The 24,980-nt window shown below is 70.6% G+C and carries 21 protein-coding genes; 13 read left to right on the top strand and 8 right to left on the bottom strand.

The window, feature by feature from the left end:
• Positions 1–43: 43 nt before the first annotated feature.
• Entirely contained in the window at positions 44–2,383 is a 2,340-nt protein-coding gene (locus ACYVF7_RS38385) for an ATP-binding protein (protein WP_460350397.1), read from the top strand.
• A 25-nt stretch (positions 2,384–2,408) separates the two neighbouring features.
• Here ACYVF7_RS38385 and ACYVF7_RS38380 read toward each other — a convergent pair whose 3' ends face one another.
• The 3 genes from ACYVF7_RS38380 to ACYVF7_RS38370 are packed head-to-tail and all read right to left on the bottom strand — an operon-like array spanning position 2,409 to position 4,943.
• On the bottom strand, positions 2,409–3,602 hold the full coding sequence (locus tag ACYVF7_RS38380) for a hypothetical protein (protein WP_460350395.1): 1,194 nt from the start codon (positions 3,600–3,602) through the stop codon (positions 2,409–2,411).
• Positions 3,599–4,282 (bottom strand): hypothetical protein, encoded by a 684-nt coding sequence (locus ACYVF7_RS38375; protein ID WP_460350393.1) that lies wholly within the window; start codon positions 4,280–4,282, stop codon positions 3,599–3,601. Before ACYVF7_RS38375 ends, ACYVF7_RS38380 begins: the two co-directional genes overlap by 4 nt.
• Before the next feature lie 19 nt (positions 4,283–4,301).
• Positions 4,302–4,943, bottom strand: coding sequence for a hypothetical protein (locus ACYVF7_RS38370; RefSeq protein WP_460350391.1), 642 nt, complete (start codon positions 4,941–4,943; stop codon positions 4,302–4,304).
• A 251-nt stretch (positions 4,944–5,194) separates the two neighbouring features.
• On the opposite strand from ACYVF7_RS38370, the gene ACYVF7_RS38365 reads away from it, so the two are divergent.
• The 6 genes from ACYVF7_RS38365 (at position 5,195) to ACYVF7_RS38340 (ending at position 11,964) form a co-directional block, all read left to right on the top strand.
• Positions 5,195–6,367, top strand: coding sequence for an ROK family transcriptional regulator (locus ACYVF7_RS38365; protein WP_460350389.1), 1,173 nt, complete (start codon positions 5,195–5,197; stop codon positions 6,365–6,367).
• Between the two features lie 92 nt (positions 6,368–6,459).
• On the top strand, positions 6,460–7,173 hold the full coding sequence (locus tag ACYVF7_RS38360) for an ABC transporter permease (RefSeq protein WP_460350387.1): 714 nt from the start codon (positions 6,460–6,462) through the stop codon (positions 7,171–7,173).
• The gene (locus tag ACYVF7_RS38355; protein ID WP_460350385.1) at positions 7,170–7,955 is read left to right on the top strand and encodes an ABC transporter ATP-binding protein; all 786 of its coding nucleotides are present in this window, start codon (positions 7,170–7,172) and stop codon (positions 7,953–7,955) included. The genes ACYVF7_RS38360 and ACYVF7_RS38355 overlap by 4 nt, the downstream gene beginning before the upstream one ends.
• Positions 7,952–8,926 (top strand): aliphatic sulfonate ABC transporter substrate-binding protein, encoded by a 975-nt coding sequence (locus ACYVF7_RS38350; RefSeq protein WP_460350383.1) that lies wholly within the window; start codon positions 7,952–7,954, stop codon positions 8,924–8,926. The genes ACYVF7_RS38355 and ACYVF7_RS38350 overlap by 4 nt, the downstream gene beginning before the upstream one ends.
• The gene (locus ACYVF7_RS38345; RefSeq protein WP_460350381.1) at positions 8,923–10,392 is read left to right on the top strand and encodes a sulfatase-like hydrolase/transferase; all 1,470 of its coding nucleotides are present in this window, start codon (positions 8,923–8,925) and stop codon (positions 10,390–10,392) included. Before ACYVF7_RS38350 ends, ACYVF7_RS38345 begins: the two co-directional genes overlap by 4 nt.
• A 114-nt stretch (positions 10,393–10,506) precedes the next feature.
• A complete protein-coding gene (locus ACYVF7_RS38340; RefSeq protein WP_460350379.1) occupies positions 10,507–11,964 on the top strand; it encodes a WGR domain-containing protein in 1,458 nt (485 codons plus the stop codon).
• Between the two features lie 305 nt (positions 11,965–12,269).
• Here the strand turns inward: ACYVF7_RS38340 and ACYVF7_RS38335 are convergent, their stop codons facing one another.
• Positions 12,270–13,349 carry a hypothetical protein gene (locus tag ACYVF7_RS38335; protein ID WP_460358351.1) on the bottom strand — a complete coding sequence of 360 codons (1,080 nt, stop codon included), beginning with the start codon at positions 13,347–13,349 and terminating at the stop codon, positions 12,270–12,272.
• A 13-nt stretch (positions 13,350–13,362) separates the two neighbouring features.
• The gene (locus ACYVF7_RS38330; protein WP_460350377.1) at positions 13,363–13,575 is read right to left on the bottom strand and encodes a hypothetical protein; all 213 of its coding nucleotides are present in this window, start codon (positions 13,573–13,575) and stop codon (positions 13,363–13,365) included.
• Between the two features lie 323 nt (positions 13,576–13,898).
• Here ACYVF7_RS38330 and ACYVF7_RS38325 point away from each other — a divergent pair, with 323 nt between their 5' ends.
• Complete coding sequence (locus ACYVF7_RS38325; RefSeq protein ID WP_460350374.1) at positions 13,899–14,867, top strand: helix-turn-helix domain-containing protein; 969 nt, start codon at positions 13,899–13,901, stop codon at positions 14,865–14,867.
• A gap of 51 nt (positions 14,868–14,918) precedes the next feature.
• A complete protein-coding gene (locus ACYVF7_RS38320) occupies positions 14,919–15,659 on the top strand; it encodes a PIG-L deacetylase family protein (RefSeq protein ID WP_460350372.1) in 741 nt (246 codons plus the stop codon).
• Positions 15,660–15,683: 24 nt separating this feature from the next.
• Here the strand turns inward: ACYVF7_RS38320 and ACYVF7_RS38315 are convergent, their stop codons facing one another.
• Entirely contained in the window at positions 15,684–16,667 is a 984-nt protein-coding gene (locus tag ACYVF7_RS38315) for an aldo/keto reductase (RefSeq protein ID WP_460350370.1), read from the bottom strand.
• A 92-nt stretch (positions 16,668–16,759) separates the two neighbouring features.
• Between ACYVF7_RS38315 and ACYVF7_RS38310 the strand changes: the two genes are divergently transcribed.
• From ACYVF7_RS38310 to ACYVF7_RS38295, 4 genes are all read left to right on the top strand, one after another.
• Positions 16,760–17,371: a TetR family transcriptional regulator gene (locus ACYVF7_RS38310; protein WP_460350368.1), complete on the top strand. Its 612-nt coding sequence runs from the start codon at positions 16,760–16,762 to the stop codon at positions 17,369–17,371.
• A 132-nt stretch (positions 17,372–17,503) separates the two neighbouring features.
• Positions 17,504–17,830, top strand: a complete 327-nt coding sequence (locus ACYVF7_RS38305) for an effector-associated constant component EACC1 (protein ID WP_460350366.1) — start codon at positions 17,504–17,506, stop codon at positions 17,828–17,830.
• A complete protein-coding gene (locus tag ACYVF7_RS38300; protein ID WP_460350364.1) occupies positions 17,827–19,767 on the top strand; it encodes a caspase, EACC1-associated type in 1,941 nt (646 codons plus the stop codon). Before ACYVF7_RS38305 ends, ACYVF7_RS38300 begins: the two co-directional genes overlap by 4 nt.
• Positions 19,736–22,306, top strand: coding sequence for a WD40 repeat domain-containing protein (locus ACYVF7_RS38295; RefSeq protein ID WP_460350362.1), 2,571 nt, complete (start codon positions 19,736–19,738; stop codon positions 22,304–22,306). Before ACYVF7_RS38300 ends, ACYVF7_RS38295 begins: the two co-directional genes overlap by 32 nt.
• Before the next feature lie 50 nt (positions 22,307–22,356).
• Here the strand turns inward: ACYVF7_RS38295 and pruA are convergent, their stop codons facing one another.
• Both pruA and ACYVF7_RS38285 read right to left on the bottom strand, forming a co-directional pair.
• The gene (gene pruA, locus ACYVF7_RS38290; RefSeq protein WP_460350360.1) at positions 22,357–23,982 is read right to left on the bottom strand and encodes an L-glutamate gamma-semialdehyde dehydrogenase; all 1,626 of its coding nucleotides are present in this window, start codon (positions 23,980–23,982) and stop codon (positions 22,357–22,359) included.
• A 16-nt stretch (positions 23,983–23,998) separates the two neighbouring features.
• On the bottom strand, positions 23,999–24,925 hold the full coding sequence (locus tag ACYVF7_RS38285) for a proline dehydrogenase family protein (protein WP_460350358.1): 927 nt from the start codon (positions 24,923–24,925) through the stop codon (positions 23,999–24,001).
• Positions 24,926–24,980 lie beyond the last annotated feature (55 nt).

Here is a 24,980-nt window from a genome sequence, read left to right as displayed (position 1 = left end):
TATAGAATTTCTCTCACGTTCCGAGTTTTCGTGGCAGAGCGCCATGACGCAGACCACGCAGAAGAAGAGCCTTCCCCACGACATCACGAGTTTCGTCGGACGCCGGAAGGCGACGGCCGAGCTGAAGCACGCGTTGTCCGAGTCCCGGCTGGTGACCCTCACCGGTGTCGGTGGCGTGGGTAAGTCGCGGTTGGCGTTGCGTGTCGGCCGGGAGTTGCAGCGGGCCTTTGCCGATGGTGTGTGGCTGGTCGAGCTGGCCGAGATCCAGGATCCCGCGTTCGTTCCGTCGGCGGTCGCCGCCGCGCTGGGTGTTCTGGAGCAGTCGGCACGCGATGCCGAGACGGTGCTCGTGGACTATCTGGCGTCGAAACGACTGCTGTTGCTGCTGGACAACTGCGAGCACCTGCTGGAGTCGTGCTGCCTGCTGGCAGACCGTCTGCTGTCCGCCGCCCCGGGGCTGCGTGTGCTGGCGACCAGCCGGGAGCCGCTGGGCATCATCGCCGAACGCGTGTGGCCGGTGCCACCGCTGTCCATGCCGGCGCAGGACGCGACGGGCGACCGGCCCTACACCGACTATGAGGCGCTCGCGTTGTTCCAGGACCGGGCGTCCATGGTGATGCCGGGGTTCACCATCGGTCCGGACAACGCGGCGGCGGTGATCCGCCTGTGCCGGGACCTGGACGGGGTTCCGCTGGCGATCGAACTGGCCGCCGTGCGCATGCGGACGCTGACCGCCGACCAGATCCTGGTCCGCCTGGAGAACCGCTTCAAGCTGTTGACGACCGGCAACCGCGCTGCGGCGCCGCGACACCAGACGTTGCGCGCCGCGGTGGAGTGGAGCTTCGACCTTTGCACGGAGTCCGAGCGCACACTGTGGGCGAGATGCTCGGTCTTCGCGGGGGAGTTCGACCTGGACGCGGTGGAGAGCGTCTGCACGGACGACGACGCGGACGAGGACGTCTTCGTGATCGTCGCGGGCCTGATCGGCAAATCCGTGCTGGCCGTGGAGCAGACCGGCCGCATCGCCCGATACCGCATGCTGGAGACCATCCGACAGTTCGGACAGGAACGACTGGCCGAGATCGGCGAGACCGAGGCACTGCGCACCCGGCACCGCGATTACTACCTGCGCCTGGCCGAGGAGGCCGACGCCGGCTCGTGCGGCCCGGACCAGAGCGAACTCGGCGACCGGCTGCGGGCGGACCGGACCAATTTCTGGGCGGCGCTGGATCACTGTTGCACCGTCCCGGGCGAGGCCAGGACCGGGCTCCGGATGGCCACCGCGCTCTGGTACCACTGGATCGCCTGTGGCTTCGTCCGCGACGGCCGGTACTGGCTCGACCGGGCGCTCGCGCTGGACCCCACCCCCAGCGGCGAGCGCGCCAAGGCGCTGTGGATCAATGGCTGGATCGCCCATCTGCAGGGCGAGCCGGACACGAGCCAGGAGTTCCACCGGCAGAGCCGCGACCTGGCCGAACGGCTGGGGGACGAGGCGACGCTGACGTTCGCGACCCAGTTCCTGGGCGACTCGGAGATGTGGGCCGGTGATCTGGAGGACGCGGCGCGGCTCCTGGACCACGCGCTCGCCCGCCACCGCGCGTCCGGCCGGTGGACGGCGCCCGGCCTGCTGGCGTTCGCGCTGCGCGCCCAGACGGCGGGCCTGCTCGGCGACGTCGACCACGCCGTCGCCCTGCTCGACGAGTGCCGGGCCATCTGCGCCTCGCTCGGCGAGCGGTGGGCACTGTCCTGGACGGAGTGGAACGTCGGTGTGACGTGGTGGTCGCTGAACGAGCCGGCGAAGGCGGTCCCGCACCTCCGCGCGTCCCTGCTGAACAAGCAGGGACTGAACGACCTGATCGGCATCCCCTGCTGCGTCGAACTGCTGTCGTGGGTCGCGGCCGCCGCCGGAGACTTCCGGCGTGCGGCCGTGCTGCTGGGCTTCGCGAGGAAGATGTGGGAGCCCATCGGCAGGCCCCTGTTCGAGTCCGAGACGCTGCTCGCCTGGAGCAGGCAGCGCGCGAAGGAGACGCGTGCGGCGCTCGGCGACGCGGAGTTCGAAGCCGACCTGCGCAAAGGCGCGCTGCTCACCCAGGAGGACCTGGTCGCGTACGCGGTGGGCGGCAGAGAGCCGGAACCGCGCACCACGACGCTCGTTCCGCCGGAACCGGACTCCGACACGGCGCTCACCACCCGCGAATGCGAGGTCGCCTGCCTCGTCGCGCAGGGAATGTCCAACAAGCAGATCGCCGCCGAACTCGTCATCGCGCAGCGCACGGCGGAGGGCCACGTCGAGCGCATCCTCAACAAACTGGGGTTCGGCTCGCGCGCCCAGATCGCGGGCTGGATGGCCAGGCGGCAGGCCGACGGCCAGGGCGGCCGGTGAGCCCGCGGCCGGCGTGCGAGAGCACCTAAGAGACGGGAACGAGGACGGAACCCAGCACCAGCAGCGTCGGCGCGGCGGTGGCGGCGAGATAGAGCGGGTACTGGGCCGGTCGTCCGGGCGGCGTGCCGGGCGACCAGGCGCGCGTCCACGGCCGGGCGAGCAGCGGCCACGTCACGAGGAGCGCCAGAGCGGCGAGGAGAAGTGGGCGGCCGTCGACGAGGAAGTCGCGGATGCCGCGCGTGAGCATCCGCGCCGTGTCCGGAACGGAGTTCCCGAGCATGAGCGACGCGGGCGTCGCGGCGACGATCGTGACGGCGAGCTTGACGACCAGCGCGGCGAACCAGCCGGTGAGCAGGGTCAGCGTCGCCGCTCGCGGATGAGCGGCCAGGTGCCGCCGAAGGCCCTTCGGGGGATGCGACAGCGGGCCGAACCAGGAGGCCGACCGCGAGCGGTCGAGCGCGCGCTGGAGTGCGTGCGGCCCGGCCACCTGCGCGGGGAACCGGTCGGCGCCCAGCTCCGCGAGCCACAGCGCGGCGACGGGCAGGATCAGCTGGCGGGGGATCGCGCCGAAGTCGAGTACGACCTGGGCGCCGACGGCGGTGCCCAGGTGCGGCTCCACCACGAACAAGACGACGGCGGGCAGCACCTCGACGGCGAGGAACACCGGCGCGCAGACGCGCACGAGCCACGGGAAGGGGCTGCCGAGCCCGACGAGAAGGTGGTCGCCCTGCCGCAGGTGCGCGATCTCGTGCAGGAGCACGGCCTCGGCGGCCGGGCGGTCCTGGCGCCACAGGGCCGCCATCGGCCGGAAGACCGCGATGCGGGCCCGGCGAAAGCCGACCGGGTACACGCGGGCCAGCCGGCCGGGCCGGAGCGTGACCCGCAGCTCGACGCCCGGCGCGTACGCCTCGGCGAACCGTCGCATCTCGGCGATGACCGGCCGGTCGTCGGGGACGAGGCCGAACCTCCGCTCCACCCAGCGTCCGCGTACGGCGGGCAGCGCGACACCCGCGATGCCCGCGGCGAGGAACGCGACCGGCAGGAGCTCGACGACGGCGAACACCTTCAACAGGGTGAAGGCGAGCGAGTGGTGACCGCGGTAGCCGGCGAGCTGGCCGTGCCAGGTACGGATCCAGTCGGGCACGCCGATGGCGAGGTATCCGACGAAGAACATCCAGATCCACGGGGGCGCCACGGTGTCGACACCCGGTCGCCTCACCGCTTCCCGCCGTCCAGCCGGCGGATGAAGTCCTCGGCGCTCACGGCGTCGGCGAGCAACTCCTCGAGGAGCTCACGGGCCAGTGGTTCGGCGCGTTCGGGCGGGAACCCGAGGGACCGCAGCCGATCCCTGAGCTCGACGTACGCCCGGGTGAGCGCCGTACGGGCGTCGTCCGCCGAGGCGGCCTGTGCGTCGCCCGACATGGCCCGGACGCCATCCGGCATCGCTCGCACGTCGCCCGGCATCGCTCGCGCGTCACCTGACATCGCTCGCGCGTCACCCGGCATCGCTCGCACGTCACCTGACATCGCTTGCGCGTCGCCCGACACGGTTCGCGCGTCGCCCGGGGCGTTGGTGCTCCCCGGCACAGGCGGCGGCGTTCTGGCCCCGCGGAGCGAGACCCACAGACTCGCGACGGCCACCGCGTTGCCGAGCTCCTGCGTGGCCAGCGCGTGCCGGAGGACCCGGCCGGTGTCCGCCAGGGCGGCGAGGACGACGGGGAGTTCGCCGATGGCGCTCACGAGCCCGAATCCGCCCGGCTCCGCACCCGGCCGGTCGAACAGCGCCGCCCGCGAGTCGCCCCCGGCCGAGTACGCCTCGCCGACGTCGGCGGCGAAGTCGACCTCGTCGGGCGTCACCCTCCGGGCGATGCGCTCCGACCACTCCGCGACGATGTTCACCGGGCGACCCTCCTCGCCGTCAACCGGTCGCCACGGCGACCGTGCCGCCGTACGCCGCGGTCGTCGCCGAGGCGAACCGCTGGTCGTCGACGACCGCTCCGTATCCGGCGCCGGTGATGAGCTTGAACTGGACGGTGCGGGGATCCGCCGACAGGTCCATCGTGCCGACCAGCTCGGCATGCGCGCTGCCGCCGGCGTTGGCCGCGGCCCCGTGCGCGGAGAAGGTGAGAGTCGTGCCGTTGACCTGGTACGTGCCGTGCAGGGGGAACAGGTCGGTCCGGACGTTCGAGGTGGTGAACGCGAACGTCCCGTCCCCGTCGAAATGCCAGACCGCGTTCGCCACCCTGGACCGTTCGGCGGGGGCCCAGGCCGGGTTGCCCTGGTAATGGGCGAACGAGGTCACCTGGGACACCCGGTACGTCGCCGGGAAGTCGTCGGAGACGGCGGGCGAGGACGGGGTGTCCGTGCTCGTTTCGCTCGGCTCGGACGAGGGCGCGGGGGAGTCCTCGGCCGCCGAGGCGGTCGAGGACGGCGCGGGTGCCGAGACGGACGGCGTCGAGGCCGTCGGCCGGGGCGTCGCCGCCACGGGCGTCCGCGACGTCCCACCGCACGCGGTCAGCACCAGACAGCCGACCGCCACCCCGACGAAGGGCCATTTCATGACGCAACGGTTGCACCCGGGCCGAGCACGCCACCATCACCATTTGGCGTAGTTCGCCTACGCTCAGCGCCGACCGGTCCTCAGTGCGGCGACCGGTCCCCTTCCCGTCCCTGTCGCGGATCATCGTTGGGGCGGGGAAGGTCTGCACCGCATTGCCGCAGGTCAGCATTTCATCCGGCCTGGAGTCCGATTCCCGGATTCTTTTTGTCGGGCCGTTGACGGAAAAAAGTACGAAGCCTAGGTTTCCCAGCGTGTCCACGGCACCGATGGGATTGCACACGCTCGTCCGCGGCTCGCATGAGCAGCGCATCTTGCGCGTGCTGCGGCGGAACGGCGCGCTGAGCCGCGGCGAGATCGCGACACGGGTCGGCCTGTCTCGTACCACCGTCTCGGAGATCACCGGTGATCTGCTCGCGCGCGGTGCGATCCGCGTCGTGGACACCGACGCCGTCGAGCGTGTGGGCAGCGGCCGGCCGGCCGAGCGCCTTGCGCTCGATCCCGGAGCGGGGCAGTACATGGGCGTCGACTTCGGCCACCGCCGGGTGCACGTCGCGGTGGCCGACGCGGCACATGAGGTCATCGCGTCCGGCACCTCCCGCTATGACGAGTCGTGGCGGTGGCCCGAGCGTCTCCGGGCCGGGCTGAACCTGATCGACCGGCTGAGCGCCACCACCGGCGTCCACTACGGCGCGCTGCAGGGCATCGGGGTCGGCGTGCCCGGCTGGGGCGATCGGTCACGCGCCGACGGGGTGGCCGACGTGTTCGCGGAGCGCTTCCACGCCCCGGTGATCGTCGACAACCACGTCCGCTTCGCCGGGCTGGCCGAAGCGCTGCACTCCGAGTCCGACTCCGTGCGCGACCTCATCTACCTCCGTCTGTCCGACGGCGTCGGAGGCGGCCTGGTGGTGGGCGGCCGGCTCGTACGGGGTTCCGCGGGCTATGCGGGCGAGCTCGGCCACGTCACCGCCGTCCCGAACGGCACGCGGTGCCGGTGCGGCAAGCGCGGCTGCGTCGAGACCGTCGCGTCGGTCCCGGCGGTCCTCCGGCGGTGCGGTGAGCTCGGCGTCCCGATGGCGACACTCGATGACCTGAAGGCCGCCGTGGAGATCGCCGACCCGGTCGTCGACCAGGTGTTGCGCGAGGCCGGTGCGGCCGTCGGCCGGGTCCTCGGCGCCGCGGCGCTGACGCTGAACCCGGACGAGATCGTGCTCGGCGGTGACATCGTCGCGATCGCCCCCACCCTGATGCGGCAGGTCTCGGCCGCGATCACCTATGAGCTGTCCTGGCTGACCGACGCGGCGCCGGTCGTCCGCCCCGCCCGGCTGTCGGACGACGGCGGGGTGCTGGGGGCCATCGCGACGCTGTTCCACGAGTCCCCGCTGCTGGACAGGTACGACGCGCAGGTAACGACGGACGGAGGCTGACGGTGGCCGTGACGAGTACGCAGCCGGCGAAGGTAAGGGACGCACCGGCCCGGCCGCGGGGAGGCCGAAGAACCCTGCTGATCCTTAACGGCGTGTCCATCGTGGCCGGAGTGGGGATCTGGTGGGGGCTGTCGCTGGCGGGCTTCGACTTCCCGACCCCGGCCGAGGTCGTGTCGGCCGCCTGGCGGATGGTCCGGAACGGCATGCTGTTCAGTGACGCCGGCACGTCGCTCGTCAGGGTGCTGGCCGGATTCGTCCTGGGCACCGTCGCGGCGATCCTGGTCGGCTTCCTCATGGGGTGGTACACGGTCGCGCGCGGCCTGTTCGAGCCGTGGATCCAGTTCTTCCGGACCATCCCGCCGCTCGCGATGCTGCCGTTGGTGCTGGTCCTGATGGGGATCGGGGAGAGCCCCAAGATCTTCGTCATCTTCCTGGCGGCCTTCCTGGCCTGCGTCATCTCGACCTACCAGGGCGTCGTGAGCGTGGACCCGACCCTCATCAACGCCGCGCGGGTGCTTGGCGCCAACGACGGAACGATCTTCGCCCGCGTCGTGGTGCCCGCCTCGACGCCGTTCATCCTCGTCGGGATGAGGGTCGGGCTCGGCTCCGCGTGGGCGACGCTCGTGGCCGCCGAACTGCTGGCCGCACAGGAGGGCCTCGGGCACCGGATGCAGAGCGCGCAGCTCTATTACGACCTACCGACGATCTTCGTCGACATCATCGCGATCGGGATCCTCGGCCTGGTCATGGACCGGCTGCTCATGCTCGCCGGCGACAAGTTGACGGCCTGGCAGGAGACCCGATGACCACCTCGAAGATCTCTGTACGCGACGTCTCCAAGGTCTTCACCATCGGCGGGGAGGACTTCGTCGCCCTCGGCGGCGTGTCCCTCGACATCGCCGACGGCGAGTTCGTGACCGTCGTCGGCCCGTCCGGCTGCGGCAAGAGCACGCTGCTCAACGTTCTCGCGGGACTGGAGGAACCCACCGGCGGCACCGCGCTGGTCGACGGCAGGCCGGTCTCCGGGCCGGGGCCCGACCGCGGCGTCATCTTCCAGCAGTACGCGCTGTTCCCCTGGCTGACCGTCCGCCAGAACGTCGAGTTCGGCATGCGCACCGCGAAGGTCCCCAAGGAGGAGCGCCGGCGGCGGGCCGAGCACTTCATCGCCCTGGTCGGCCTCGAGCAGTTCGCGGACGCGCTGCCCAAGACGCTTTCCGGCGGGATGAAGCAGCGCTGCGCCATCGCCCGCGCGTACGCCGTCGACCCGTCGATCCTGCTCATGGACGAGCCCTTCGGCGCGCTGGACGCGCTGACCCGGGTGAAGCTGCAGGAACAGCTCCTGCGGACCTGGAGTCAGGACCGGCGGACGGTCATGTTCATCACCCATGACGTCGACGAGGCGGTGTTCCTCGCGGGCCGCGTGGTCGTCATGGCCGCGCGACCCGGCCGGATCGCCGACGTCATCGACGTCGACCTCCCGTATCCGCGCGACGAGGAGGTCCGGTTGAGCCCGGCGTTCGGGGAACTGCGCAACCGCGTCTGGCACGCGGTCCACCACCAGCGACAGGTCGAGGAGTCCACGTCATGAGAGGAATGTTCGCCGCCGTCACCGCCCTGGTCCTGACACTCGGGACGGCCGGCTGCTCGTCGGGCGGCTCCGGCGGCACCCACGTGGAGTTCGGCTACATCGGCGACTTCAACGGCACGAGCCTGCTCGCCGTCGCCCACGACCAGGGTCTGTGGAAGAAGCACGGCCTCGACGTGAAGACCAAGGTCTTCACCAACGGCCCGTTGCAGATTCAGGCACTGGGCACCGGCGACCTCGACTTCGGCTACATCGGCCCGGGCGCCATGTGGCTGCCCGCCTCGGGCAAGGCCAAGGTCGTCGCGCTGAACACGCTCGGCAACGCCGACCGTGTCATCGCGCAACCCGGCACGAGGTCAATGGTCGACCTGCGGGGCAAGACGATCGGCGTGCCCGAGGGCACCTCCGGCGACATGATCCTCACGCTCGCGCTGAAGCAGGCCGGGATGACGAAGAAGGACGTCAAGATCGTCCCGATGGACCCGGCCACGATCGTGTCGGCGTTCACGTCGAAACGGATCGCTGCGGCCGGCTTCTGGTATCCCGCGATCGCCACGATCAAGAAGAAGGTGCCGAACCTCGTCGAACTGGCCAAGAACCAGGACTTCGCCGGCACGGTGGCGTTCCCCACCGCGTTCGTCGCCGGGAACAAGGTCGTGGCGAAGGACCGGCCCAAGGCCCAGAAGGTCATCGCCGTGCTCCGCGAGGCCATTCAGTACCGCAGCCAGCACCTCGACAAGGCCATCTCCGCGACCGCCGAGATGCTGAACCAGCCGGTCGCCCAGGTCCGCGCCGACGCCGCCAACGTCACCGTGCTGACGCTGCCGCAGCTGGACGGCTACACCAGGGACGGCACGATCAACAAGTGGCTGAGCGGCATGAACGACTACTTCGTCGGCGCCGGCAAGCTCACCGGACCCGTCGATCCCAAGAACTACTACACCAGCGATCTGTTCTCGGGTGCCGCCAAGTGAACATCCTCTTCCTGATGACCGACCAGCACCGCGTCGACACCCTGGGCGCGTACGGGAACCCTCTCGTCGCCACGCCCGTACTCGACGAGCTGGCGCGGAGCGGGACGCGTTTCGACCGCTGGTACACCCCCTCCGCGATCTGCACGCCGGCGCGGGCGAGCCTGCTCACCGGGCAGGCCCCGTTCCGGCACAAGCTGCTCGCCAACGAGGAGAGGAACGTCGGCTACATCGACGACCTGCCCGAGGACCAGTTCACCTTCTCCCAGGCGCTCCGGGCCGCCGGGTACAACTGCGGGCTCATCGGCAAGTGGCACGTCGGGCACCGGCGGCGAGCGGCCGACTTCGGGTTCGACGGCCCCGACCTGCCGGGATGGCACAACCCCGTCGACCACCCCGACTACCTGGACTACCTGGCGGCGAACGACCTGCCGCCGTACGAGATTCACGACCGCATCCGCGGGACGCTGCCGAACGGCGGACCCGGCAACCTGCTCGCCGCGCGGCTGCGCCAGCCGGTCGAGGCCTCGTTCGAGCACTACCTCGCGACCCGGACGATCGAGATGCTGGAGCGCTACGCGGCCGACGAGCGGCCCTTCTTCCTGCAGCTCAACTTCTTCGGGCCGCACCTGCCGTACATCGTGCCGGACGAGTACTTCGACCTGTACGACCCCGAGCTGGTAGAGCTGCCGAAGTCGATCGCCGAGACCTTCGCCGGCAAGCCGCAGGTGCAGGCGAACTACAGCGCGCACTGGACGTTCGACACGATGCCGCTGGAGGTGACCCGCAAGCTCATCGCCGTCTACTGGGGCTACGTCGCGCTCATCGACGCCGAGATCGGCCGGGTGATGGACGCCATGCGGCGTCTCGAGCTGGTCGACGACACGGCGGTGTTCTTCACCTGCGACCACGGTGAGTTCACCGGCGCGCACCGGCTGCACGACAAGGGCCCGGCGATGTACGAGGACATCTACCGCACGCCCGGCCTGCTGCGCATCCCGGGACAGCGACCCGGGGTCGTACGAACCGAGTTCGTCAGCCTCGTCGACTGCACGGCGACCATCCTCGAACTGGCCGGCGTCGACCCCGCCCCCGCCGTCGACTCGCGCAGCCTGGTGCCGCTCGCCTCCGCTGACGACGTGCCGTGGGAGCAGGACATCGTCTGCGAGTTCCACGGCCACCACTTCCCGTACCCACAGCGGATGATCCGGACCGACCGCTACAAGCTGGTCGTCAACCCGGACTCGGTCAACGAGCTGTACGACCTGTCCACCGACCCGGACGAGTTGCTCAACGTCTACGGGCATCCGGAGATGGCGAAGGTGCGCGGTCGGCTGTTGCGGCGGCTGTACCAGGTGCTGCGGGACCGGGGCGACAACTTCTACCACTGGATGACGTCGATGTACGACGTCGGAGAGGTCTCCTACGACCCGACGCTGAGCGGCCTGGACGAGACCACCTACCAATGACACCCGAAATGTCGCACCCGACTTGTACGGTCTGGGATGTCGATGCGGAAGGCGACACTTATTCGCTTTCTCGACCTCCGTCTCCCGAACCTCTCGTTGGAAGGCCCGATATCCGTGGAAACGACCGAAGAGACCACTTACCTCGAACTTTCCGAAGAGGGCGGCGGAGCGCACAAGTTCTATGAGGTCACGGTCGACGGCACGACGATGACCATCCGGTACGGCCGGATCGGTGACGCCGGACAGCGCAAGACCAGCACGTTCCCGGATGAGGCAAAAGCGAGAGAGACGGCCGCGAAGAAGATTGGGGAAAAGGTCCGTAAGGGCTACGCCCCAGCCGTACGCGGAGCCCGAAAGAAGCGAGGCTTTTCCCGTCGCCAGGTCATGAGCGCCAACGTCGGTGGCGCGTCGGCCCCCGTCGGCCGCGCGGCGACGCGGCGGGCTCCGGTCCTGTGGCGGTACGCCTCGGGCGCCGCCGCGTTCGGGATCTTCATCGACGACCGGCTGTGCATGGTGGGCAACGAGGCCGGTGTGATCACGTCGCTGACGCATGACGCCCAGGTGGTGCAGCAGGTCCGGCTGCCCGACGGCGTGAAGTGCATCGTCGCCGACGACGCCTGGCTCTACGCGGGCTGTGACGACGGCAACGTCTATGACCTGTCCGGGAAGGTGCCCAGGCTGGCCTACCAGATCTCCCCGGACATCGACATCTACTGGCTCGACATCCACGACGGCATCCTCGGCGTGTCCGACGCCGGCGGTGGCGTGGTGGCGATCGACCACGAGGACGAGTTCCTGTGGCGCCGGCAGGGCCGCGGAACGCAGGGCTGGATGGTGCGATGTGACGCCGCCGCCGTTCACCACGGTCACAGCGGCGGCGTCACCAGCTATCACTGGAGTACCGGCAAGGAGCTGTGGCACCAGTCCACCGGCCCGGTGCTCTTCGGTTGGCAGGAGCGGTCGACGGTCTACGCGGGGACCTCGACCCGGACGGTGGTGCGGCTGCGCAAGGACGGCGGCCGGGAGCGGACCTACGACTGCGACGCACCGGTCTTCTCCTGCGCGACCGCGGAGGACGGCCGGTACGTCTTCGCCGGGGACGGCCTGGGCTCGATCTACTGCTTCGACGAGGCGGGCACCCGCCTGTGGAAGCTCGGCACCGGCTGCGGCGCCGCCTACTCCATGCAGTACCACGACCAGCGCCTCTACATCGTGACCACGGACGGTTCACTGGCCTGCGTCGACGCGAGCGAGGAGGCCATCAGGTCGGCGGAGCGGGGCTCGGTCCCCGACGTCGTCGACGTCAAGGCGCCGGCCGCGGTCGAGACGGTCATCCCGTCGGCCGCCGTCGACGTCGTCGATGACAGCAGCGGGGGCGTCGTCGTGGAGTGCTTCGAAGAGCACGGCCAGCTTCGAGTCCGCGTGGTCTCTCCCGGATTCGACCAGAGCTGGCGGGTTCAGTTCCCGAAGGGGATCCGCGAGCGCGGTGTCCGTTACGTGGTCAGCGAGGTGCGCGAGTCGGGCCGCGGCGGTTTCTACCGCGCCTACGGCGACATCCACCGTCTCGCCTGACGACGCCTGGCGGACGAGCGGGGTGAGCCGGTCGCCGACGGCGAGCCGGGAGACCTGCACACCCCGCGGCCCGCACACCCCGCGGCCCGCACACCCCGCGGCCCGCACACCCCGCGGCCCGCACACCCCGCGGCCCGCACACCCCGCGGCCCGCACACCCCGCGGCCCGCACACCCCGCGGCCCGCACACCCCGCGGCCCGCACACCCCGCGGCCCGCACACCCCGCGTCGCCGCGATGAACGCGAACTTCCCGTACGGTCAGCCGTGCGATCCGACTGCGGCCAGACCGTAGAGAAGTTCATGGTCAGGAGCCGCTGCCACCGCCGTCGTCGACGTGTTCGGTGTGGCGTCGCGTGCCGGCGTGATACAGGACGTTGGTGCCCTTCACGTCATTCCGGTAGAGGGCCTGTTCCATGTTCTTCGTCGTGTTGACGGTGAACCTCCCGGCCGCACCGGACCGTCCGCCGGGCGCGTCGACCTTCTCCAGCGTGCTGTTCCCCCAGTCGCCGCCGGCGTGGATCTCCCAGTCGTACGCGCTCCAGTCGCCGTTCCACACTGTCTCGTCGGAGCCGGACGGCGGAGGCGGGGTGGGAGAGCCGCCTCCGGCCTCGGAGGCGACTTGGTGGATCGTCTGCGCGTTGTCCGGATTCTCCAGGTCGTCGGTGAAGGCGAGGATGTAGGCGGCCCCGTGGTCCAGCGCGGCCTGGAAGTCGGCCATGAGATCGTCGCCGGTGTCGGAGGTCGAACCGCGCTGTTCACCGACGAGCGTGGTTTTCTGCCAGTCGTCGCCCTTCAGCTGCCAGTCGGCGCCCAGGCCGTTGTCCTGGAGCCAGGCGCCCTGCGCGACGGTGTAGTCGAGCGTCTTCTGCTCGTTGTAGCCGTCGGTGGACCCAAGGAACGTCTTGTCCGGCATGACCGCGACCGGTGTCCTGGTGAACGCTTGGGCGTACGTGCCGATGGCGTTCTGGACGTAACCCCACCAGATCTTGTCGGTGTAGCCGATCGACTTCCAGAGGTCCAGGATCTTGGAGTTCTTCTCGCTGTCCGGTTTGGTCTCACCGCCCACGCCGACGCCCGCGTCGATGAACGCGACACTCGCATTCCCGTCGTAGCGGGCCGCGAACGCCTTGATGAAGTCGTCGTAGTCATTCTCGAAGGTGGAGTTCCAGTACTGCGGGAACACCGCCTTGTCCTGCTCGGTGACTGATTTGACGCCCTCGTCGTACACCCACTGCGGGGTGCCGTGCGCGGAGTCGGCGTCCTTGTCCCACTTGGCCCAGCCGGCCGCGGAGACGCGCAGGACGACCTTCTTGCCCGCGTCGGCCCAGGGCTTCATGTCGTTGTCGACGAGGCTCCAGTTGTACTGCCCCTTCTTGGGCTCCAGTTGCGCCCAGTAGTTAGGCGAGCGAACGGCCCGCGATATCGGGGTTGCTCGCCAGGTCGGAGGTATGGCCTCCGCTGAACGCGATGATGCCCTTGAAGGCGGCGTCCGGGCTGCTCGCCGCGGGTCTCATGGGCCCGGCGGAGGCCGCCGCGTCGGCGGCCGATACACCGCCGGTGGCGAGCACCACCGCGGTCAGCGCTGCCAGCAGTTTCCTTGGTCTGTTCACTGCCCTGCCTCGGGGTAGGGCGGGCGGCCGGAGCGTACCGGCCGGGGCCGCCGGGATGCCGCGTCACCGCCGAGCCGGCTGGGCGGTGACGCCTTGCGGCTCCAGAGAAGATGACCTTGGAATTGATGACCAGTCGTGCCTCCGGTTAACAATCAATTCCGGCCACCGGGTCACGGCCCGTGCCCGGTCTGGAACATGGTGATGCCTTGCGGCCGCAGAGAAGGTGACCTTAGGGTTGGTGATCAGTAACGACTCCGGTTGACAATCAGTCCGGGACGCACGGCATCAATTCGTTCGTGTCGGTTTGGAGGGTTATCTCCCCCATGGGAAGGCCCGAGCGGCCGCTGGACCCGACACAGGGACCGCTGGCCAGTTTCGCCCACGACCTGCGCGCTCTTCGGCATGAGGCGGGGACTCCCAGTTACCGGCGGCTGGCCGCCGAGGCCCACTTCTCCGCCACCGCGCTGTCGCGGGCGGCTTCCGGGGACATGCTCCCGTCACTGGGGGTCACCCTGGCCTTCGTGGCCGCGTGCGGTGGGGACACTCGCGAGTGGGAGGCCCGCTGGCACGCTGTGCACGCGGAGTTGAAGGACGGATCGGAGCAGCAGGGGGTGGTCGCGGAGCCGTCGATGCCGACCGCCGATCCCGGCACCGCTCCATCTTCTGAGGCCGTCCTCGGCCCTGGTTCCGGGGGCGGCTCGGTGCCGGCGGCCGTCCCGGGCCGTGTTCGCGGCCGGCGGTGGCCGCGGATCGCCGTGGCCGCCGTGATCGGGCTGGCCGCGACAGGCGGTGTGGCCGCCTTCCTGGTGCCGGCCGGTCCGACGACGGCGCATCCGGCCCCGCGAGCCGTCCGGCAGGCGGCGGCCGACACGCGGGATGCCGACAACAAGGGCCGGCTGCGCCCTGTGCTCCGCGAGGGGTTCGTGCGGCTGCGCGTGGATCAGATCATCGACTTCGACGATCCGTCATGGCCGATCGCCGAGGCGTCGAAGGGCAATCCGTACGACCTGGAGTTCACCTCACAGCAGCGTTCGCTCGACAGCATCGGCAAGGACGACATCACCGTCCTTCCGCCCGGCAGCCATGGCACACGGTCGGAGTGCGGAGCCCAGGAGAACTACAGCGAACCGGTCACCCCGGCCCTGGACCGGCCCGGTGTCCTGTTCTGCCTCATCACCGACACCCGCCGCTACGTGCTCTGCCGGACCGTCGCCGTCACGCGGGACGCCACCGGCCGCCCGGCCGACGTTCGCCTGTACGCCGTCATCTGGGAACCCAGGGAAGCGGACTGAACCAGGTCGGCGTCGTAGGCTGCCCTCATACCGCGAACCAAGGAGGCCGAGATGGCCGGCGCGTCCGCGCACCTGGCCGAGATGCCCACCGACTGGCAGCGCGCCCTCGCGATCGTCGCCCACCCTGACGACCTCGAATACGGGGCCTCGGCCGCCATCGCCACCTGGACCGACGCGGGTCGCGACGTCGTCTACGTGCTCGCCACGCTCGGCGAGGCCGGCATCGACGGCATCGAACCCGCCAAGGCCGGCCCCCTGCGCGAGCAGGAGCAGCGGGCCAGTGCCGCCGCCGTGGGCGTGTCCACCGTCGAGTTCCTTCGCCACCCCGACGGCGTCATCGAGTACGGCACGGCGCTGCGCCGCGACTTCGCCGCCTCCATCCGGTTCCACCGCCCCGAGCTCGTGCTGACCCTCAACCACCACGACACCTGGGGCGGCACCGCCTGGAACACGCCCGACCACCGGGCCGTCGGCCGCGCCGTCCTCGACGCCGTCGCCGACGCCGGCAACCGCTGGATCTTCCCCGAGCTCGCCGAGGACGGCCTCGAACCGTGGAACGGCGTGCGGTACGTGGCCGTGGCCGGCTCGCCGCAGCCCACGCACGCCGTCGACGCGAGCGCCGGGTACGAGCGGGCCTGCCGGTCGCTGCTGGCCCACCGCACCTACATCGAGGCGCTCACCGACCAGGACCCCGAGCAGTACTCCCGGTCGTTCCTGGAGAACGAGATGAAGGCCGCGTCCGCCCGGTTCGGCGGCCGTCCCGCCGTGGCCTTCGAGCTCTTCACCCGCTGACGTCGCGTACGGAGGCGGACGGCATCAGACCCAGGTGGGCACGTAACCCTCGGCGTAGCGGGCACCGAAGCCGCCGTGGGGCAGGATCTCGCGGATGGCGGCGAGGTCGGCCTCGGTCAGGGTGACGTCGGCGGCGGCGGTGTTCTCCTCGATCCGGGCGGCGCTGCGGGTCCCGGGGATGGGCACGAGGTGCTCGCCGCGGCTGAGCAGCCAGGCCAGGGCCAGCTGGGAGACGGTGATGCCCTTGGCCCTGGCGAGGTCGCCGAGCCGGTCGACGGCCTCGACGTTCTTCTCGAAGTTGCCGGGCTGCCAGCGCGGGTCGATGTTGCGCATGTCGGTGGCGTCGTACCGACCGGCGGGCTTGGCGGTGCCGGTGATGAAGCCGCGGCCCAGCGGCGAGTAGGCGACCAGGCCGATGCCGAGTTCCTCCAGGGTGGGGAAGAGCTGCTCGACATCGCGCTCGAACAGGGAGTACTCGGTCTGCAGGACGGAGACCGGCTGCACGGCGTGCGCGCGACGCATGGTCTGCGGCCCGGCCTCGCTCAGGCCGAAGTATTTCACCTTGCCCGCGTCGATCAGCTCCTTGACGGCGCCGGCCACGTCCTCGATCGGCACGTCCGGGTCGACGCGGTGCTGGTACAGGACGTCGAGGTGGTCGACGCCGAGGTGGCGCAGGCTGTTGTCGGTGACCTTGCGGATGTTCTCGGGCCGGCTGTTCAGGACGCTGCCGCGCGGTTCGGCGGACATGTCGAAGCCGAACTTGGTGGCCAGGACCACCTCGTCGCGGAAGTCCCTGACCGCCTTGCCGAGAAGGATCTCGTTGGAGCCGGTGCCCCAGCCGTAGAGCTCGGCGGTGTCGAAGAAGGTGACCCCGAGGTCGTGGGCGCGCCGGACGGCGGCGACGCCCTCCTGTTCGTCGGTGGGGCCGTAGGCCATCGTGAGGCCCATCGCGCCGTAGCCGATCGCCGAGACGGTCAGGCCCTGGCGGCCGAGTGTCCTGTGCTGCATGAGGTCTCCCATGATCAAACCAAACCGTTTGGTTTGAACCTATGTCGATTCCTGCTCGACGGTCAAACCAAACGGTTTGGTACGCTCGCGGCGTGACTCCTCAGCCCGGTGCCGACTCCACCCGCGACCGCATCGTCACCGCGGCCACGGCCGAGTTCTCCCGGTACGGGATCGCCGGCGCGCGCATCGACCGCATCGCCAAAGCGGCGAAGACCAGCAAGGAGCGCGTCTACGCCTACTTCGGCGGCAAGGAGGACCTGTACCGGTTCGTCTCCGCCCGGGAGCTCGCCGCCGTCGCCGAGGCGACCCGCCTGGACCCCACCGACCTGCCCGGATACGCGGGCCGCATCCACGACTACTTCGCCGCCCACCCCGAACGCTTCCGGCTGATGGCCTGGGGCCGGCTCGAACTGGGCGACACCGGCAGGCCGGCCGACGACGCGATCCGGCAGACCATCGCCCACAAGGCCGAGCAACTGCGCAAGGCGCAGGAGGCCGGGCACCTCGACCCCGCCTGGGACCCGCTCGACGTCCTGGTCCTGGTCAACCAGATCGCCGTCTCCTGGGCCGACCAGCCCGACCTCGCCGCCGCGGTCCCCCCACACGAGCGGGCCGCCTACCTGGCCGCCCGCCGCGCGGCCATCGTCGCCGCCGTCCAGCGCCTCTTCCCCCCGGCTCAGGCACCACCCGGCCAGGCGCGCTGATCGCCCTCCGGATGCCGGGCCTCGTTCTGTGGCAAGACGCCGGATGGCTCTTTGCGTATATGTGTTGACACGGTCGCGCACAGTGGCGAACCCTTTGTACCGTGCTCTCGGCGCAAAGGGGGTGGGGTGGGGGTGCGGGATTCTCACGGCGTCGAACTCGCTTTTTCCGATCCAGCGGAATTCCTGGCATTACGCAGGTGGCTGGAGCGGGCTCCGGGCGTCCGGGTCGAGCAGCGGGCGGGGACGCCTCTTCCCGGCGAGCAGGGGGTCTGGGACGTCCTCGTCGTGCTGGGTGGTGGGAGTGGTGTGCTGGCGGCGGCGCTGCGGACTCTTCCCGAGTTCATCCGGTCCCGCAGGGCCGATCTGATCATCACCCTCAAGTCCGAGGGCAAGGAGCTGAAGCTCGACGCGACCAATATCGCCCAGGCGGAGTCGCTCATCGAGAGGTTCCTGGCGTGACCGACCTGGCGCGGTCGCGGGCCGTCCTCGTCGGCACCGGAACATATCGGTATCTGCCCCAAATTCGGCCCGCGGTCAACAGTCTGGCCCGGATGGAGTCGCTGCTCACCGGAGACCTCTGCGGCTGGCCGCCCACGCGGGTGACGAGGCTGCTGGACCGGCGGCTGCCGGAGCAACTGCCCGACCAGCTCGTGGAGCTCTTCCAGGAGGCCGATGACGTCGCGTTGTTCTACTACGTCGGGCACGGGCAGGTCGATCCGTCGGGCATGCTCTGCCTGGGCCTGACGGAGTCGCGGGGAGAGGCGGCGCGGAGGCGGACCACGAGCCTGCCCTTCGACGCGGTACGCAACGCGCTGACGCTCAGCCCGGCGACCACGAAGATCGTGATCCTGGACTGTTGCTACGCCGGGTTAGCGGCGACGGGGCTGCAGGCCGCCGACGACATCATGGACCGCATCCGCGGCACCGGTGCCTACACGATCGCGGCGGCGGGGGAGTTCTCGCCCGCCTGGTTCGAGACGGATCCGGGTCTGGCCGCACCGCAGACCTACTTCACCAGGTATCTCGCCGACGTCGTCGAGAACGGTATCCCCGGACAGGGCCCCGACCTGCGCCTGGACGCGATCTTCCACGAGGTCGTGGAAGCGCTGGCCCGGGACGGCAAACCGATCCCGACCAGCGCCTCCACCGGTCATGTCACCCGGCTGGCATTCGCCCGCAACGCCGCCGCCCGCCCGGACGAGGAAGCCGTCGACACCGCCCGCTGGGAACGCGTGGGGCCCTATCGGGGCCTGGCGGTGTTCGAGCCCGACCAGGCCGAGGTGTTCTACGGCCGCGAGCAACTGACCGCGCGGCTGGTGCAGTCCCTGGCGGGCCGGCTGAACCATCCGGGCGTGCAGATCGTCGCCGGTCCGTCCGGTGCCGGTAAGTCCTCCCTTGTCAGAGCCGGTCTGCTGCCCGCGCTGGCGTCAGGAGCGCTGGCCGCCAGGGCAGCCGACTGGCCGGTGCGGGTGATGGTGCCGGGCACCGACCCCTGCCGCGACCTGGCCGACGCGCTCGGCGACCCGGACGGCGACCTCGCCGAAGCGCCGCTGCTCGCCCGCACGCTGGCCGGGCCCGACCAGCGGCTGGTTCTCGTCGTGGACCAGTTCGAGCGCGTCTTCACTCTTCCCGAGGACGCGGGCGACCTGCGGCAGGCGTTCGTCACCGCGCTGCAGTCGATCGCGACCGTCCCCTGCGGACCGTCCGGCGAGCCTGCGGCGCTCGTGGTGATCGTCGTACGCAGTGACTTCCTGACCGCGTGCTCGGCCCATCCGGAGCTCGCGGAGGCCGCGGACGACGGGCTGGTCCTGGTGGGACCGATGAGCGAATCGGACCTGCGCCGCACCGTCACCGGCCCGGCGCAGAAGGCCGGCCTGCGCCTCGAACCGGGTCTGGTGGACGCCATCTTCGCCGAGCTTCCCCGCGAACCCGACGGTGGTTTCGAGGCAGGGGCCCTGCCACTGCTGTCCCAGGCCATGCGAATCACCTGGGAGAACCGTGAGGGCATCTGGCTGACCAGCCGTGGATACGGTCTGTCGGGCGGGGTCCGGAAAGCCGTGCAGACCACCGCCGAGGCGACCTTCCAGTCCCTCTCCGAGGAGCAGCAGGCCACGGTCCGGCAGGTCTTCTACGCGATGACGAAGATCACCAGGGACGGTCAGGTGGTGCGACGTCCGATGCCGTACCCCCATGGCGACCCCGGCCAGGAGCGAATGGCGGAGGTCGTGGAGGCGTTCGCCGCGCAGCGGCTCGTCGTCGTCCAACGCGAGACCGCCGAGATCGCCCATGACTTCCTGCTGACGGGCTGGTCCCGGCTCCGTGACTGGCTCGCGGACGACCGGGCCGGCCCGTTACACCGAACTGGTGGACGCCGCGCAGGAGTGGGCCGGCCATGACCGCGACCCGTCCTTCCTCGTCGGCGGGACCAGGCTCAAGGCCCTGCGTACCGCCGAAGAGCACTGGCGGCAGAACCCGGACCGCTACCCCGAGCTCGGCGACACCGCGCGGGCCTTCCTGGACGACAGCATCAGCGCGCAGACCCGCGGCATCCGGGTGCGGCAGGCCGCCATCGGTGTCCTGGCGACCCTGATGGTCCTCGTCCTCGTCGCCGGCACTCTGGCGGTCATCTCGGCCAGGAACGCGGACCGGCAACGTACCCTCGCCGTCTCACGCGCCCTCGTCGCCCAGGCCGACGCGATCCGCGGCAGCGATCCGCAACTGGCCCTGAGACTGGGGGTCGCCGCCGCGCGGATCCACGGCGGTGACCAGGCCTCCTCCAGCCTCGTCAACACCCTGCTCACCGACCGGTACGCGGGAATCATCACCGGGTTCCCGGCCGAAGTGCGATCGCTGGCGTTCTCCCCGGCCCGCAGGATCCTGGCCGCCGCGGGTACCTCGGGAGCGGGCGAAGGCCACGTCACTCTGTGGGATCTCGAAGAGCCCGCCAGGCCCCGCCGGATCTCGACGCTGGCCGGCAGGCCGCAGGTCTCCGGGAGCACCATCGCGCTCTCCCCGGACGGCCGCATGCTGGCCACGGAATCCGGCTCCGGCTACACGGTCGGCCTGTGGCAGGTCCCGACGTTGAAGCGCGTCGCGGAGACCCCGGCGACCGGTCCCTTCTTCGGCCGAGTCGGCTCGACGCTCGCGTCGTCGGTGACATCCTTCGCCTTCGCCCCGGACGGCCGGACGCTGGCCGCCGCGTACGAGAACGGCAGCATCGTCCTGTGGGACCTGTCGGGTCAGACTCCGGCCAGACTCGCGAGCACACCGCAGAGCCACGGCGGCAGCGCGAATTCGGTCGCCTTCTCACCCGACGGCCGGCTGCTCGCCACCGGCAATGACGGCAGTCCGGGAAATGGCTGGGTCCGGCTGTGGAACGTCGCCGATCGCCGTCATCCTGCCCTCCTCGGCAGGCAGCTGGCCGGCAGGTCCCCGGTCACGTTCTCCGCGCGCGGTCACCTGATGGCCACACATGACAAGGCCAAGACGAACAACAACGCGTTCGTCCTGTGGGACGTCTCCGATCCGGCCCGGCCGGTCAGGACCGGTACGCCGCTGACGGGCAACAACACCTCGATCGCCCTCTCGCCCGACGCCGGGATGGCGGTCACCGCGAACTTCGACGGGACCGCCGTCGTATGGGATCTCACCGACCCGTCCCACCCGACCCAGGTGGGCGCACCGCTGACCGGCCACGCCGGTTTCGTGCCCTCGGTGTCCATTTCGGCGGACGGCGGGCTCCTGGCCACCGGCGGCGATGACCGTACGGTCAGGCTGTGGGACGTCCCGGGCACCGCACAGCCGGTCAGGCGCGCACCGCCCCTCACCGGCGCGACTTCCGCGGTGTTCCCACGCGATGGTCGGATCCTGGCCACCGGCGAGAAGGCCGGCGCGATATCGCTGTGGGATGCCTCGAACCCCGCCCGGCCCGTCCGGCATGGGCCGTCCGTACCGGGCTATTACTCGAAACTGTCGCCCGACGGCCGGACGCTGGCCGTGTACGCGGCCGACAACGGCGTCACCCTATGGGACGTCTCCGACCCCGACCACCCGGCCCGGCGCGGACCACCGCTGAAGGACAGCGGCCTGCCCGTCGCGTTCTCCTCGGACACGCGGGTGCTCTTCACGGCCGACCCCACGTCCCGGACCACCAACTCCAAGGCCACGGTCTGGGACATCTCCCGGCCCACCGCTCCGATCCAGCGCCGACCCACCGTGCCGACGGTGACCTTCGGCTCCATGGCCTCGGCCTTGGCGCCCGATGGGCGCACCCTGCTGACCACCGACGTGTTCGGCATCGGCGCGACCGTCACGCAGTGGGACCTCACCCCGACGCCCCCGCGTCCGCTCGGTAAGCGGGCGGCCATCGCGACGAAGGACTCCACTTTCATCGCCTCCATGGCCTTCTCCGCCGACGGCCGCATGCTGGCCGTCGGCCGTGGTGACGGCTCGATCGTGCTGTGGGACTTCAGCGACCCGCGCCTGCCCGTTCGGCTGGACCAGACCCTGGTCGGCCCGTCAGAGCCGGGTGGCATTCCTGGAAGCTGGATGGACAGCACGGTGGCCGTGCTGGCGGTGGCGTTCTCCGCCGACAGGCGCACCCTCGCCGCCGCCTACAAGAATCAGACCGTCCTCCTGTGGGACCTCACCGACCCCTCCGCGCCACACCGGCTCGGCCAGCCCCTGATCACCCAAGGCCATGTGGCTCTGGAGGCGGCGTTCTCCCCTGACGGGAACACTCTGGCGGCCAACGGCTACAGCGTCACCAAGTCGGGCGACACCATCGTCACGATGTGGAACCTCGCCGACCTGAACGCCCTCCGCCGGCAGCCGCTGGACCGGGCGTGCGCCGCCACCGGCCGAGGCCTCGATCGAGCCGAATGGGCCAGGTACGTCCCGGCACTCGCCTACCGGGACACCTGCGGGCACCGATAAGGTCACAGGCCCCGCACGCCTTTGTGCGGGACCTGTGGCTCGTGAGGCGGTCAGCCCATGTGCGGGTAGCGGTGGCCGGTGGGCGGGACGAAGGTCTCCTTGATGGTCCGGGTGGACGTCCAGCGCAGGAGGTTCTGGGCGGAGCCGGCCTTGTCGTTGGTGCCCGAGGCGCGTCCGCCGCCGAAGGGCTGCTGCCCGACGACCGCGCCGGTGGGCTTGTCGTTGATGTAGAAGTTGCCGGCGGCGAACCGCAGCACTTCGGCGGCGCGGGCGATGGCGGCCCGGTCACGGGCGAAGATGGCCCCGGTCAGCGCGTACGGGCTGACCGACTCCATCTGGGCGAGCATCGGCTCGTAGTCGGCGTCGTCGTAGACGTGGACGGCCAGGATGGGGCCGAAGAACTCGTTGCGGAACACCTCGTGCCCCGGGTCGTCGCAGACCAGGACGGTCGGGCGGACGAAGTAGCCCTCCCCGTCATCGCAGGTGCCGCCCGCGAGGACGTCGATGGCCGGATCCTTGGCGGCGCGCTCCAGGACGTCCCGGAGCCGGCCGAAGGACCTGTCGTCGATCACCGCGCCGCCGAAGTTGCGCAGGTCGCGTACGTCCCCCATCGTCAGCGCCTCGGTCTCGGCGACGAGCTCGTCCTTGATCCGCACCCACAGGGAGCGCGGCACGTAGGCGCGGGAGGCGGCCGAGCACTTCTGCCCCTGGTATTCGAACGCGCCGCGGACCATCGCGGTGACCAGCGACGCCGGGTCCGCCGAGGGGTGCGCGACGATGAAGTCCTTGCCGCCGGTCTCGCCGACCAGGCGCGGGTAGGAGCGGTAGCCGGTGAGGTGTTCCCCGACGGTGTGCCACAGGTGCTGGAAGGTCGCGGTCGAGCCGGTGAAGTGCACGCCCGCCAGGTCGGCGTCGGCCAGCACGACGTCGGACACGGCGCGGCCGTCCCCGGTGACCATGTTGATCACGCCGGGCGGCAGCCCGGCCTCCTCCAGCAGCCGCATCGTGAAGTGCGCGGCGAACTGCTGGGTGGGTGACGGCTTCCAGATCACCGTGTTGCCCATGAGGGCGGGCGCGGTCGGCAGGTTCGCGGCGATCGCGGTGAAGTTGAAGGGGGTGACCGCGTAGACGAAGCCCTCCAGGGGCCGGTGGTCGGCGCGGTTCCACACGCCGGGCGACGAGACCGGCTGCTCGGCCAGGATCTGGCGGGCGAAGTGAACGTTGAACCGCCAGAAGTCGGCCAGCTCGCACGGCGCGTCGATCTCGGCCTGCTGGGCGGTCTTGGACTGGCCCAGCATGGTGGCCGCGGCGATCGTCTCCCGCCACGGCCCCGACAGCAGGTCGGCGGCGCGCAGCAGGATCGCCGCCCGGTCGTCGAAGGCGAGGGCCCGCCAGCCGGGGGCGGCCCGGCGGGCGGCGTCCACGGCGGCCCGCGCGTCGGCGTGGTCGGCGTTGGCGGTGATGCCGAGCACCTCCCGGTGACTGTGCGGCTGGACGACCGGGATCCGCTCGCCGCTGCCCATCCGCTCCTGGCCGTCGATCGTGCAGGTCAGCTCGGTGCCGCCGGCCGACAGCGCGGCCAGCTCGGCCTCCAGACGGGTGCGCTCGGGGCTGCCGGGCCGGTAGTCGTGCACCGGCTCGTTGGCCGGTGTGGGCACGCTGGTGATGGCGTCCATGGGAACCTCCTCGGGGTCAGTGGCGGGTGGTGAACGAGCGCAGGAAGAAGGCGAGGTTCGCCGGCCGCTCGGCCAGGCGGCGCATGAAGTAGCCGTACCAGTCGGCGCCGTAGGGAACGTACGCGCGGATCCGCTGTCCCTCGGCGGCCAGCCGGCGCTGCTCGGCGACGCGGATGCCGTAGAGCATCTGGAACTCGTAGCCGCCGGGGGAGCGACCGTACCTCTCGGCGAGCCGGACGGCCAGCTCGATCATCTGAGGGTCGTGCGAGCCGATCATCGGGTAGCCGTCTCCGGCCATGAGGATCCGCAGGCAGCGTGCGTAGGCCAGGTCCACGTCCCGCTTGCCCTGGTAGGCCACGGAGGCGGGTTCCTTGTAGGCGCCCTTGACCAGGCGCACCCGCGACCCCTCGACGGCCAGTGCCCGTGCGTCGTCCTCGGTCCGCAGCAGGTACGCCTGCAGGACGGCGCCCGTCCGCGGGAAGTCGCGGCGCAGCTCGGCGAGGATCGCCAGGGTGGAGTCGACGGTGGTGTGGTCCTCCATGTCGAGCGTGACGGTGGTGCCGATCGCCGTGGCCGCCTCGCAGACCCGGCGGGCGCCCGCCAGGGCGAGGTCGTGGCCGCCGGGCAGGCTCTGACCGAACGCCGACAGCTTCACCGAGACCTCGGCGCGCTCGCCCAGGTCCTTGCGGCCGAGCGCGTCCAGCAGCGTGAGGTAGGCGTCGCGGTTGCGGCGGGCCTGGTCGGCGTCGGTGATGTCCTCGCCCAGGTGGTCGAGGGTGACCTCGATGCCGTGGGCGGTGAGCGCCTCCACGGACTTCAGCGCCTCGGGCAGCGTGTTCCCGGCGATGAAACGATCGACGACGGGCCGGGTCACGGGGGTCCGGCTGACGAGCCGGTGTATCCGGTCACTGCGCGAGGCGGCGAGCAAGACGGGACCGAGCACGGGCAATCTCCCAGGTCAAGCAGGGGATCTTCGACGCTCTTGAAGGTACGAGCCG

The sequence above is a fragment of the Actinoallomurus acanthiterrae genome (genome assembly GCF_054775715.1).
Note: the sequence above shows the minus strand (reverse complement) of the source record. Positions and strands in the feature narration are given on the sequence as shown.